The sequence below is a fragment of the Sinorhizobium sp. NG07B genome (genome assembly GCF_002532005.1).
Classification (GTDB): domain Bacteria; phylum Pseudomonadota; class Alphaproteobacteria; order Rhizobiales; family Rhizobiaceae; genus Sinorhizobium; species Sinorhizobium fredii_C.
This window is the reverse complement of record NZ_NWTD01000007.1, coordinates 150,994-162,394: the sequence shown is the minus strand read 5'-3', so window position 1 is coordinate 162,394 and position 11,401 is coordinate 150,994. Positions and strand designations below refer to the sequence as shown.

The 11,401-nt window shown below is 59.9% G+C and carries 12 protein-coding genes and 3 pseudogenes; 9 read left to right on the top strand and 6 right to left on the bottom strand.

Features of this window, described 5'->3' with window-relative positions; genetic code table 11:
• The first annotated feature begins 108 nt into the window (after positions 1–108).
• A complete protein-coding gene (locus CO664_RS30290; RefSeq protein WP_103451161.1) occupies positions 109–435 on the top strand; it encodes a hypothetical protein in 327 nt (108 codons plus the stop codon).
• Between the two features lie 52 nt (positions 436–487).
• Here the strand turns inward: CO664_RS30290 and CO664_RS21800 are convergent, their stop codons facing one another.
• Complete coding sequence (locus tag CO664_RS21800; protein ID WP_097539876.1) at positions 488–1,987, bottom strand: winged helix-turn-helix domain-containing protein; 1,500 nt, start codon at positions 1,985–1,987, stop codon at positions 488–490.
• A gap of 163 nt (positions 1,988–2,150) precedes the next feature.
• Between CO664_RS21800 and CO664_RS31275 the strand changes: the two are divergent.
• Both CO664_RS31275 and CO664_RS30285 read left to right on the top strand, forming a co-directional pair.
• Positions 2,151–2,270, top strand: a pseudogene (locus tag CO664_RS31275) (tyrosine recombinase xerD); the annotation flags it as partial.
• Positions 2,271–2,498: 228 nt separating this feature from the next.
• Entirely contained in the window at positions 2,499–2,771 is a 273-nt protein-coding gene (locus CO664_RS30285; protein ID WP_141471741.1) for a phage integrase N-terminal SAM-like domain-containing protein, read from the top strand.
• A 300-nt stretch (positions 2,772–3,071) separates the two neighbouring features.
• On the opposite strand, the gene CO664_RS21785 is transcribed toward CO664_RS30285, so the two are convergent.
• Positions 3,072–4,607, bottom strand: coding sequence for a winged helix-turn-helix domain-containing protein (locus CO664_RS21785; protein WP_097539924.1), 1,536 nt, complete (start codon positions 4,605–4,607; stop codon positions 3,072–3,074).
• Between the two features lie 320 nt (positions 4,608–4,927).
• Here CO664_RS21785 and CO664_RS21780 point away from each other — a divergent pair, with 320 nt between their 5' ends.
• A complete protein-coding gene (locus tag CO664_RS21780; protein WP_097539875.1) occupies positions 4,928–5,419 on the top strand; it encodes a GNAT family N-acetyltransferase in 492 nt (163 codons plus the stop codon).
• A 313-nt stretch (positions 5,420–5,732) separates the two neighbouring features.
• On the opposite strand, the gene aac(6') is transcribed toward CO664_RS21780, so the two are convergent.
• The 4 genes and pseudogenes from aac(6') to CO664_RS30985 all read right to left on the bottom strand — a co-directional run bounded on the left by aac(6') (position 5,733) and on the right by CO664_RS30985 (position 7,729).
• On the bottom strand, positions 5,733–6,185 hold the full coding sequence (aac(6'), locus tag CO664_RS21775) for an aminoglycoside 6'-N-acetyltransferase (RefSeq protein WP_097527399.1): 453 nt from the start codon (positions 6,183–6,185) through the stop codon (positions 5,733–5,735).
• Positions 6,186–6,295: 110 nt separating this feature from the next.
• Positions 6,296–6,963, bottom strand: a pseudogene (locus CO664_RS31270) (ATP-dependent DNA ligase); the annotation flags it as partial.
• A 180-nt stretch (positions 6,964–7,143) separates the two neighbouring features.
• On the bottom strand, positions 7,144–7,416 hold the full coding sequence (locus CO664_RS21765) for a hypothetical protein (RefSeq protein WP_234820297.1): 273 nt from the start codon (positions 7,414–7,416) through the stop codon (positions 7,144–7,146).
• Between the two features lie 103 nt (positions 7,417–7,519).
• Entirely contained in the window at positions 7,520–7,729 is a 210-nt protein-coding gene (locus CO664_RS30985; protein WP_097539873.1) for a hypothetical protein, read from the bottom strand.
• Positions 7,730–7,920: 191 nt separating this feature from the next.
• Here CO664_RS30985 and CO664_RS31265 point away from each other — a divergent pair.
• From CO664_RS31265 to CO664_RS21730, 5 genes and pseudogenes are all read left to right on the top strand, one after another.
• Positions 7,921–8,165 (top strand): annotated as a pseudogene (locus CO664_RS31265) (hypothetical protein); the annotation flags it as partial.
• Between the two features lie 322 nt (positions 8,166–8,487).
• Positions 8,488–9,054 carry a hypothetical protein gene (locus tag CO664_RS30775; protein ID WP_176536640.1) on the top strand — a complete coding sequence of 189 codons (567 nt, stop codon included), beginning with the start codon at positions 8,488–8,490 and terminating at the stop codon, positions 9,052–9,054.
• A gap of 62 nt (positions 9,055–9,116) precedes the next feature.
• The gene (locus CO664_RS30770; protein ID WP_176536639.1) at positions 9,117–9,485 is read left to right on the top strand and encodes a hypothetical protein; all 369 of its coding nucleotides are present in this window, start codon (positions 9,117–9,119) and stop codon (positions 9,483–9,485) included.
• An 11-nt stretch (positions 9,486–9,496) separates the two neighbouring features.
• Positions 9,497–9,943, top strand: a complete 447-nt coding sequence (locus tag CO664_RS21740) for a hypothetical protein (RefSeq protein WP_097539872.1) — start codon at positions 9,497–9,499, stop codon at positions 9,941–9,943.
• 833 nt (positions 9,944–10,776) lie between these two features.
• The gene (locus CO664_RS21730) at positions 10,777–11,271 is read left to right on the top strand and encodes a helix-turn-helix transcriptional regulator (protein ID WP_272939097.1); all 495 of its coding nucleotides are present in this window, start codon (positions 10,777–10,779) and stop codon (positions 11,269–11,271) included.
• Positions 11,272–11,401: the final 130 nt, after the last annotated feature.

Here is an 11,401-nt window from a genome sequence, read left to right as displayed (position 1 = left end):
GTCGCGTTCAATGCCGTTCGCTGGGAGGTGGCCGCTCGCTGATCCGCGCTCAACCCTGCGAATTCATTTTCCGGAAGCAACCCGACCAACCCGGATAAGGAACCTTCAATGACTGGAGCAAAATTTCACGCCTCCCGCGCGTTTGGGATCGCGATCGCCCTTACGGTCGCGTTGACCGATCTGACGGGGCTCTCGCCCGCCTTTTCCTTCGTCGGCAGCGCCCAGGCCCGCATTGGGCGCCCCTTGACGCCGGTAAGCGTTGCCGGCGTCACCCGCCGCACCACGCGCCGCGTGATCCGCCGCACGGCCGTCACCGTTGCGGCACTCCCCACCGGCTGCGCCCTCACATATGTCAACGGCACCCCTGTCTGGCGGTGCGGCAGCGCCTTTTATCAACCCTACCGGAGAGGTTATGTGGTGGTCGTGATCGATTGATTTGGCTCACGCGGCGGTGGCGCTCGACGGACCTACCGGGACTATGCTGGCTTCAGGTGCTGCCGAGAGCCAGCAGAACCCCGTCTGTCAGATGCTCGGCATCGCCGCGATGCTCGAAGGGTATGCCGCTCCTGGTGTAGTCGAGCGGGGAGAAAGAAGGGTCGCGTTCCCTGGCGCTGGCAAGCTGACGCCTTGCGTCCTCGATCCGGCCGAGCTGGGCATAGCAGGCGGCCAGCCGCGTCGATATCCACGGCGCCGGCCGCGTCGCCATTTCGAGCGCCTCCGCTGCCGCCCGATACTCGCCGATCAGATAGAGCGCGAGCGAGCGGTCGTACTGGCACCAGTGCGGCTGCAGCGGATCGATTCGGATCGCCCGGTCGAGCCAACCAAGCGCGTCGACGTGACGTCCTCGCATTGTCAGCACATAGCCCATCTGCTCGATCGAGTCGGCGTCGTACGGATTGAGCGTCAAGCCGATCCTGAGGTGGCGCTCCGCCGCCTCGTGTTCCCGCATGTAGAGTCTCACCAGGGATTGCACGCGTCGGCAGGGGGACTGATCCGGCGCGAGCGCCACGGCGCGCTCGACGAGATCATGCGCCTCTGCCAGCACTACCGGGCTGGCGCGCCCGAACTCGGCGATGACGATCCGCGACAGCGCCAGGTAGGCAAGGCCGAGGCCGTAATTCGGGTCCTTTTCCAAGGCTGCGAGGAAAAGGGTTTCCGCCCCCTGGAAATCGCTCTGAGCCGGATCGCGCAGCAAGGCAAAGCCACGAAGCACCAGTTCATAGGCGGCAAGGCTCGTGACGGGCTTCCGAATGGCCTGCTGCAGCCCGGCATTGTCGACGCGCGCCACCAAGCGGCCGACGATCGCTTCGACGATATCGCTTTCGGCAATAAAGAGGCCGGTCCCTTCGGTCACGTAGCGTTCGCCCCAAAGCTGGGTTCCGTTGGACGCATCGGCGAGACTGACAGCGGCGGCGATGCGGTCGCCATGTCGATTGACCGAGCCCTCGACCACATAATCAGCGCCAATGCGCGCGCGGATCTGCTGCCATTCCGGAGCGACGTAGGAAGCAAAGGAAAAACTCGAATTGCGCGCCAGCACCGTGAAGGTACCGAAGCGTGCGAGACCGTATATGATGTCCTCCGCAAAACCATCGACGAGCGCGTCGTCCGTCGGATTTCCGCTGTCATTTCGAAAGCGTAGTACGGCGACGATCGGCTGGCGTGACAGGTCCGGCATCTCCTCCGTGCCGACCGCGAGCATGTAGCCGCGTTTCGACACTGTCCGGATCATGCTTTCCCCGAGCGTCTTGCGGATTTCCCTGATCGACTGGGTCAGCGAATCCTCCGTAACATATATCCCCGGCCAGGCTGCGTCCATTAGCTCGGATTTCGGAACCAAGCGTCCTGAATTTTCCGCAAGATGGGCAAGGATCGTATAGGCTTTGGGCCGCAGGAAGACAGGGTCGGCGCCCCGCCGCAGCGTGCCTTGGGCCAGGTCCAGCGTAAAGCTGCCGAACCGGAAAACTGAGACGGTTGATTCCGGCATGCGGATCCCTCAATTGGAAGACGATACTCCGAAAAGGCAACGGATGTCAGACACAAAGCGCGTTGGTTGACCAGCCACCGCCGACGTCTTCGGTCACCGCGGGAAAATCAATGAAGTCGATGGCCCTTCGGGAGTGAGTTTCTTTACCGAGATTTGGGCCTGCGCACTGCCGCATCTGTCGACGCGGCAATATAGCAGGGTCGTCGAAAGTTGGGTGTTGAGCATCGGACTTGATCCGAAGCGCTACGGCACGCACTCGATGAGACGGACGAAGGCGGCGCACATGGCCATCTCTGAGCAGGTCGAGCTGTAGTACTTAATGGCGGCGCTTCGAAGAGAAGCGCCGCCATCTTGCTACGCGGAAGTCCAAATTCGAGCGAAGGACGAAGCCGCTCGCGCGGCACTGGCGCCTGTGGTGAGGGTGCAGCAATGAACTGAACGCCGTGCGTTTGCGGGTTTTGCGGTCCTGGCTGACGATTGGGGTGTTCTCAATCTTCAGACAGGAGGTTGCATGACGGAGGATAGGACCTCCCCGCTACGCGAGCGGATGATCGAAGACATACGCATCCGTGGACTGGGCGACAAAGCCCAGCAAGCCCATATTCGGGCGATCAAGAATGTCGCCGGGTTTCTCAAGCGATCACCAGATCCGGCGACACCCGATGACCTGAGCGCCTACCAACTGCACGGTGGTGCGCAGGAGCATCAGAAGAGCTCGAGAGGTGACCTCTGTCGCCACGATTTTCGGCCAAGCCTGTCACGCGTTCTGGGCCGAGACTTTTAGGGACACGCACGTGAGGAGCCGCCGAGTAGAAGTCGGCTGGGAAGGCTCACGATAGTCCTGGCGATATTCCGAAGCTTCCATCGGCCGTTGGCCGGTTCCACGACGCCTTCATTTAACGGTTCAGCTTGCTCGCGATGCTGGTCGCGAGACGGGATATGGATGTTGCCTTGGTCTCGGGAAAGGATCGTCAAAGTGGTAAGCATCTGCTCCGTCCTCTGTGCGGTGTGAGAGCAGGCTCGATCAACAAGGCTCTTTCTGTCCTAAATCTCCCTTCGAAAAATTCCGAAATCTTCTAAATCGTCAGCCTTCCTCGAGGCCCGCCTTCCGCAGCCCTTCGAGCAAGGCAGCCATCCTCGTCGGGTCCTTGGCAGGCTGTCCGGCCTCGATGCGGGCGATTGTAACTGCCGGAGTAATGCGCTTGAGCGCACGCAGATAGCTATGCGCTTCCTCTATGCGGCCGAGATGGGCATTGGCAGCGATCAGCACCCATAGGGTCGGGTCAAAGTTGGGATTGCTTGCGAGTGCGCGAGCAGCCCAGGATTTAGCTTCGGCGTATTCGCCGCGGATCAGGTGCACGTCCGCGATCCCGCAAAGCGAAAAATGGGCGCCCCGATCGCCGGGACTCAAACGGTTGGCCCGATGGAAGTGGGCGAGCGCCTCATCAAGGCTCCCACAATGGAGATGCGCAAGGCCGGCCCTGACCAGGACCATCAGATTGTTTGGGTTGGCTTCTGCCGCAGATTGCAGAACCGCCACAGCCCAGTCGTAGTCCTTTGCTGTCTGGAGCAACGCGACACCGCAATGCGCCATCACCATCGCGTCTCCCGCTGCATGTTCGAGGCCGCGGCGGGCGAGCGCCGCACAATCTCCCACGTCGTCCCTGCCGAGCGGTGCCCAGCCCATCGTGTGACGATGTTCGAGGGCCCAGGCCGCATGCGCGAGCAAAAGGGCATTGTCAGGCTCCGCCTCCAGGCCTTTCATGAGGAGCGCGTACGCCTCGGCGTTGTCGGTTTCGCACTCTGTCGAGATCTTTGCCAGAGCTCGCAGATAGATGTCGTAGGTCGCGATGCTTCCCGACCGAGCCAGACGCGACCGCTCGATCTCTGCCGTCTGGATATGCGGTTCGATCAACGTCGCGACGCTTTCGGTGATCCGGTCCTGGAAATCAAAAAGGTCGCCGACCAGGCCGTCGAAACTCTGCGCCCAGAGGTGTATCCCACTGCCGCCGTCGACGAGTTGCGTCGCAATCCTCAATCGATCTCCCGACCGTCTTACGCTGCCTTCGAGCAAATAGCCCACCCCGAGTTCTTTCGCGACCAAGCGCACGTCCGGGAGACTTCCATTGTATCGGAACGAGCAATGTCGGGCGACCACTGCGAAGCTCTTGAAGCGGCTCAACGCCGTAATGAGGTCGTTCACCACGCCGTCTGCGAAGTAACCCTGGTCAGGACTACCCTCGAGATTGGTGAAGGGTAGAACCGCGAGTGTTGGCCTTACCGGCATCACTGCCATGCCTCCTTCGCCCGCGGATGCGATCGCAAAGCGATAGCCAGTGCGCGGTATGGTCGCGATCCATTCCCGGCCATCAGGAGCCGTGCCGAGCACCTTGCGCAAGGCCGCGATCTGAACGGTAAGATTGCTTTCTTCGACGACCGTATTCGGCCAGCATCGCTCTATCAGGTCGGCCTTCGACAGGACCTTTCCTCGGGCCTCCAGCAGCGCCTGAAGGAGCGCAAGGCCGCGGTGACCAACAACGACGGCCTTGCCGTTCCGCTGCAGCAGAGAGCGGCCGGGATCAAGCACGAAGTCACCGAAGGCATACAGCGGCTCCACCATGCCGGGAACCATAGCCTATACACAATGCCATAGGAATGTCGTTGAAGCGACCAAGACCTTATGCGGCCGAACGAGCTCGTTCGGCATCACAGACTGTAGGACATCCAAAGGCAACACGTAAAATCGACCCTTACGCCAGGGGACGAGGACGAGCCCTAGGCATCTTCCAGGTGTCGCGTTCAGCGGCCCAGATGCGCCAACAGCGGACGAACCACGAACTGACTAGGGCGCGCCGAAACGATACAATCAGGAAATATGGGTGACATGGTTTGCCTGCCGATATGATGGCGCGCAAGCGAACCGACGGATGAAGGGCCTCCATGTCTCCGCAGATCAAGACCAACGCGCGTGACGACGCCTTTGCGGTGCGGCGCACTGTCTTCATAGAAGAGCAGGGCTATGAGAATGAGTTCGACGGCATCGACGACCACCCTTCCTGCGTGCACGTGACGCTTTATATCCATGGCGAGCTGGCCGGGTGCTCACGCCTGTTTCCCGAGCTAGTTCAGCGCGCACTCGCGCCCGAGAGCCCTCAGTCGCCCCCATGCACGTTCGATGAGGGCGTGACGGCAGGGGAGACGTACCTGCTGGGCCGCGTAGCCGTGATGCCGGCGTTTCGCCGCCGGGGTTTGGCGAGTGTGATCATTGCCGCGAGCGACGAGGCCGCGCGCGAGGCCGGCGCTAAACTGGTGAAGTTGCATGCCCAGGAATACGCGCACGATCTATACGCCAAGCAGGGCTATACGCAGATTAGCGATGTCGATTACGAGGACGAGGGCCAGCCGCACCTTTGGATGGCCAAGCGGCTGTGAATGCGGACGGTTGCGTCAGCAGCAGATGAGAGACTACGTGTTCCCCAGAGGCGAGCGAGCTTTGGAGCCCATAGCTGAAATTAGGAGCTTAGGTGACCTCTCAGTCAACCGTGAGTTTATGATGGCGGTTCAGGGACATGGAGGCAGTCGGCACGTTCCGGTCATCGAACCTGTCGCAAAAGTCCGTCGCGAGATTCCAACGTTTGCAAGGGTATTCTTGCGACAGAATTTTACTGAAAAATCAGCTCCGCGATTTTGTCGCGAAATTTAGGATCTGTGCGGCGAACCATCCTTGTGGAAGGGCAACACCGGCCTAAAGTGGCTTTCGGAAGAACACGACGCGCTCTGTCTCCTCAAATCCTAAAGCGGCATGGAGCGCATGGCTGGCTGAATTCTCAAGCAGCGCGTCAGAGCCAAACTCGACACACCCAAACGGCTTTCCCCAATCGGCAACGGCATTGCAAAGCAATCGTGCGATACCCTTTCGCCTGTCAACGGGCCGAACATAAATTCCTTCGAGGAATAGAACGGGCGAGCTGCTGCATCCATTCACATAATCATGTCGCAAAGTGGCCTCGGCAAACCCGACAGCTTCATTCTCAGCATTTCGAGCGATGAACGCGACGGCTTCTCCACTTTCTGAAAGAAACGCCCGGCTCAACTCAGCTCGATGATCTTCGAGCGAGTGATGCGGCCACAGCGCAACGCGAAGCTCCGCCCACGACTCGATATCTTTTATGGTCCCAATCTCGATAATCGTTTCCATACTGTGGTTCTCTTTGGTCGCGAAGTTCCCGATTGCAGCGACCCTTGTTTGCCTGACTTTTGCAACGTCGCAGAATAGACGGTTTTGCGACGGCCGCAATGAACGCTGTTGGCGACCAGCACAGGCTCGACAAAGACGGCCCTCTTCTTCTTCAGGTTCACCGCCGGCGAATCCGTCCGGATTGCCTCGAGCAATTCGCGCAGCTTGGCCGACTCCGCGCATGTCCAGCCGGTTGCGCAGCCGCCGACATAGACAAGCCCACCCCTCCTCCTTGCCGCCATCAGCGGCCGCCCGATCGCGCCAGGTACGGTAGACGGCTCGAACCCAACGATCACGAGCTGTCGCTGCGCACGCCCGTGATCTTCTGCCAGTCGGGCCGACGACCGGAGTGATAGGGCTTGTCACGGCGGTTGGGACGACCCCTCGAGGCCGCGCTCGCGTGCGAGCCCAGGACTGCTGCAGCATGCCGAAGTCAGAGCGGCCGTGCTCGTCGAGCACGACCGCCTCGCCGTCGAGGATTGCGGTCTTCAGCCCAAGAAGCCGCGCCTCGGCTGCGATAGCCGGGAAGCGATCGGTCCAGTCATAGCCGCCCCGCGTCATGATCCGTACCTGGCCGGACTGAACGGCTAGCCTGTACCCGTCCCACTTCACCTCAAAGGTCCAGTCCGGCCCCGGAAGGTGGTCTGTCGACAAGCGTCGCCAGGTATGGATCGACGCGTCCCGGCACGGAGCCGGGCGTAGGTGGGTCAGGCGGTTTCCTCGAGAACGCTCTTGCCATTCGTGCATTCACACGCAAACGCCCCCAATCGGATCGCCCCCTCGAAATTTCCTGGAGAAAAGATGAGCCCGATCGTTTACGGGGGACCAGCGAGCTCATCAGTCGAGACGGGAAGTGATTTTTGCTGTGGGTTCATCTTAACAGGCGCGGCAGGCTTGTCGATTAAGCCTTAGATACATACTAGGCTTCGGGACTAAGCCCTTCGTCGCTGTCGAGTAGCGCTTTCAGAAGCTGCCTTCTGTTCTTCATATCGAACTCTCGCATCAGGTACAGGACCCTCAAGCCCTCCATCACCGCCGTGTGGCTTTTCGGGTCGACCTGGTGCACTTCGCACCAGTCGGAGACGACCTGCTCAACAAGCTCGACCTCGGTCTCCATCGTCGGTGCAACTGAGCAGGCAAACGCCGAAGCAGCCGGAGCTGGTGGCAGAAACAGGGAGATTTGCGCAAGCATTCAAATTGAAGTCTTGCGATTGCTGACCGAAAAAGGCGCTGCCGGAAGTCCGTAAGGGACAACGCCGCTCGAACCATGCCCCCGCCGATCGGCAGTTTACCAATTACCTATTTGTGAGCACGTCTCGCAGGGCTTCCTCCCTCCTTATGCCCGACTGGAACAGGTCGATCAGCCTATGCGCGAGTATTTCCGCTTCTTCGCTGTCGGCCCGGAGCTTTCGAAGCTCCAATTCGCAGTCGAAAACTCTCTGCAGCAGACAGAGGTCGTCCGGTCCGAGAGGAGATTCATAAGTGACTTGGCTGGCAGGATACATGACGCGACTCCCTCAACTGAGGCGAAAGCGCAACGTCCCTTCTTCAAGCTTTTAAGCGGCGCTCTTGATCGCTTGCCGCTGATGTCTGGAAGTATACGCCACGATTGTGGCGGTGCTGCCACAAAAGGAAGGACTCCGAACCAGATGGGCATTGGCGCGTTAACAAAGCACCAACATACGGAGAACTGTGAGTGAATCAGGTACTTTTTCGCATCGCTGATTTTCTTTCTCGCCCTCCGGCTTCCATTTCGTGATCGCGGCGATGATTTGCGAGCACCGAGCTGGTGCCGTTCGGCCTCACCAACGTCATCACCTATGCGCTGTCGGTCGTGGCAATCGTGACCACGAGCGTCGTCTTGATTCAAGGCTATCGCGACACTTCGCCATCTACGCCAAGCTCGACGAAATCGTCATATCCATGCGTGAGACCCGAAACCACTCGGCGCCGTGTTCGCTCGTGCCAATACGTCTGGGTCGGCTGGCGGGGCGGGCGAGGTTCCAAGGGCGGCTTCTATCCCACCGGGATGAACGGAAAGATCAAGATCCCGACCGGGGCCGCGAGACCGTCTGCGGGCGATCGCGCCGCTAATACAGCACGCTTCCCCATCACTCCTTCAGACCAAAGACTGATGGGCGACCGGACCTCTGGCGGGGTGCCTGCAGGGTCCGAAGTCCTATGCCGGAACAGGTTGTGATCGTTCGAGTTTGAAGGGCAGGTTGCAGCCTCAAGTCTCTCAACGTGAGGAAAGGAACTCCGAATGCGGTATTTCATAAGGGCAGCCCTCGCAGCGGGCCTTCTTGCAGGCACCACTCTGGGCGCCTACGCACAGTCGAGTAGTACGGTCGGAACGGGCGGCACCAGCGCGGGCGGTGGCACCTCGAGCAGCACCGTCGGAACGGGCGGCAGCTCTGCGGGCGGCAATTGCGACCCGAACACCACCAATTGCCAATCCGGCTCCGCATCAACGCTCGGGACGGGTGGTTCTTCGGCGGGTGGCGGCACATCAAGCAGTTCTGTCGGTACGGCCGGATCCGCGGCAGGTTCAGGTAACGCCGGCTCGGCTTCCACGCTTGGTACTGGCGGTTCCTCGGCAGGTGGCGGGTCCACCAGCAGCTCGGTCGGAACTGGCGGTTCCGCCGCCGGAACGGGCGGTGCGAATTCGACGACGGGTACCGGTGGCTCAACCTCGGGCGAAACGACAGGTAACGTAACGGGCGACGACAACAGTGCCAGGGATTCCGCCCAGGACAATGAGAGCAACAAGGATTGTCCTCCCGGTCTCGCCAAGAAGGATGGTTCGAAGGGTAAGCGGCCGTCCTGCTAACTTTAAATCTGCTGGCTTGGATAGTTTTCCGAGCCAGCGCCTTTTGTGACAGGAGGAGGCCAATGACCTCCGGTTCATCAGCAATCAACCTACTCGCAGCAATGGGCGTAATGGCCATCATCGCACCAGGTGCCGTGATGGCGGAAGAAATCAAGCTGGACGATGGTTCGACCTGCACGGTTATCGAGCAGAAATCATCAGACGGTGGCGTTTCGACTTCGGTTACTGCCGGATCGGGCAGCGTATCTTCATCCACGACGGTCGGCGGAAGCACGGCAAGTGGTGGATCAGCCAGCAGCGCCGGGTCGTCGGTGACAGCAGGATCGTCCACTGGAGAGAGCTATGCCACTACAAGCGTTACTCGCCCGGATGGGACGACCGTAACGCGCAGGTCGGACGGGACCTGCGCAATCATCAAGCCGAAGAAGTGAGAGGCGCTGCCATGCTTGGGAGAACTCTGTTTAGAATTTACGTCGTTGTTGGGGTCACCGCAGCAATGCCGGTCCATGCTCAAGAATGCAACACGGCTGCGACCGTAGGATCTGGCGGGAGCGCTGCAGCCGGCGGAACTTCGGCAAGTACGGTCGGCACGGCCGGCACATGCAATACCGATAACGGCACCACCTCATCCATCGGCGTAGGTGGAAGCGCCGCTTCGGCGGACGGAAAGGCGAAAAGCCGGACGACGGTAAAGGAGAACCCAAACCAATTGCAAGGAAAGGCAAAGGCACAAGCCATGGACCAAGGCACATTTAGCAAGTCGCAGACCAAGACCACGGTCAAAGATGACGAATTGCAGAGCAGAACGAAGACCATGTCGCATGTGCCCGGCGAAAAGTCGACAAAGAGCAAGTCAAAAGTCATCATCCCTTTGCCAGAGGAGCAATGACAGCGAACTGATTCGCACTGCTCTTTTGCTATCATCGACCACGGAGCAACTGGAATGAGTTCTGACCAGCGGACCATGTTGTCAATCGCGCTTACTGCGGTGATCGCTATTTTCGCGGCGACTATGATCGGATTATTCTTGGCTTAATTAATCTGCAGGTGACCTGAAGCGACGGTAACCGCCAAGGCGAAGCCCACTCCGCCGCTGCGATGTCTACCACCAGAAGAATTACGGAAAAGCGAGAGCTGCGAGGAACCGCAGCCTCCGCCGTTGGCGCCGAATGGCGATCGTCAGGTTTCGTTTCTGCTCGGTCCTCGAGTATTCACACAAGCAAAGCGCCCGCTGATCAGCAGCACGGGCGGCTTCATCGTGCGCCCAGCCGCCCAAGATCGCGATCAGTCCAAGTACAGCCGTCGCCAGTATCGACCGCAATTCTCGCCTCCGCTCTCTGCTTCGTGTCGCGAGCACTCCTCCTGTTGGCGCCGGATGCAAGGCGCTTGTTGACCTGGATCTGCTCCACGTGCACTGCCGCCCTCGCCTGCCTGCCTTCAGTAGGGCGGACGACCAGTCCTTCCGTTGCAGCAGCCCCGACCGAGCAACTGCCACGCAGCATCGCACAACTCCCCCTGCCCTACCTGACCTCAAAGGGATTTTAGTCTGGTGCCGGCAGCATGCTGAGGCGGTCAAAGGTCTGACGCGCCACCAATTCTTTTGCTCTAAGAGAGACCGCCGTTGAGTGGCTACACTCCTAACTCCGTTTCCCGGCGAGCTGAAGCCAGCTTCGTTGAGGCGACGTGCGCAGCGCATCCAATTCACCTTGCAGGGAGAACTGATTGCTCATCCGTCCACTGGAGAACAGAAAACCAGACCCGATTGATCTTCAAGTTGGCCGAAGAATCCGAGCGCGGCGTCTCTTGACGGGCATGACACAGAGCGCGCTCGCGATGGCCGTTAGCGTGACATATCAACAGATACAGAAATACGAAAACGGCCGCAGCAAGATCGGCGCAGGTCGACTTCAGGCAATTGCCCATGCTCTCGATGCCCCGCTGTCATACTTCTTCGAAGTAGCTCTCGCAGAAGATGACAGGAGCACCCCAGATCGCCAGCCGGGCCGAGCGTTGGCCCAGTTTGTCACTAGCCCAATGGGCATTACACTCAACAGGTCCTTTCATCGAATCGGCGACGAGAGGGTGGGGATCGCGTTCCTCAACATGGTTGAACGAGTTGCTGATCGGGACGAGGTGCAAGATTTACCCGCACCCAGTGACCAACACGCACGCGGAGCAGCGAATAAGATCGGGCGATGTTGTCTATCGCAAAGGTGATCGCGATTTTCGCCGTTTGTTGCATGCTACCCTGAACGGCCGCGGGTCACCGTCTCTGCGTTGTCACGATCGTGCCCGCGCCGACTTCCGCATTGTGGCATTCAGCGGTCATTCAGTGCCATCCCAATGA

Coding starts and splice junctions, on each gene's coding strand:
- CO664_RS30285 (WP_141471741.1), top strand. CDS start 2,499: ATGACGGAGGATAGGACCTCCCCGCTACGCGAGCGGATGATCGAAGAC.
- CO664_RS30290 (WP_103451161.1), top strand. CDS start 109: ATGACTGGAGCAAAATTTCACGCCTCCCGCGCGTTTGGGATCGCGATC.
- CO664_RS21780 (WP_097539875.1), top strand. CDS start 4,928: ATGTCTCCGCAGATCAAGACCAACGCGCGTGACGACGCCTTTGCGGTG.
- CO664_RS21785 (WP_097539924.1), bottom strand. CDS start 4,607: ATGGTGGAGCCGCTGTATGCCTTCGGTGACTTCGTGCTTGATCCCGGC.
- CO664_RS30775 (WP_176536640.1), top strand. CDS start 8,488: ATGCGGTATTTCATAAGGGCAGCCCTCGCAGCGGGCCTTCTTGCAGGC.
- CO664_RS30770 (WP_176536639.1), top strand. CDS start 9,117: ATGACCTCCGGTTCATCAGCAATCAACCTACTCGCAGCAATGGGCGTA.
- CO664_RS21800 (WP_097539876.1), bottom strand. CDS start 1,987: ATGCCGGAATCAACCGTCTCAGTTTTCCGGTTCGGCAGCTTTACGCTG.
- CO664_RS21765 (WP_234820297.1), bottom strand. CDS start 7,416: ATGCTTGCGCAAATCTCCCTGTTTCTGCCACCAGCTCCGGCTGCTTCG.
- CO664_RS30985 (WP_097539873.1), bottom strand. CDS start 7,729: ATGTATCCTGCCAGCCAAGTCACTTATGAATCTCCTCTCGGACCGGAC.
- CO664_RS21740 (WP_097539872.1), top strand. CDS start 9,497: ATGCTTGGGAGAACTCTGTTTAGAATTTACGTCGTTGTTGGGGTCACC.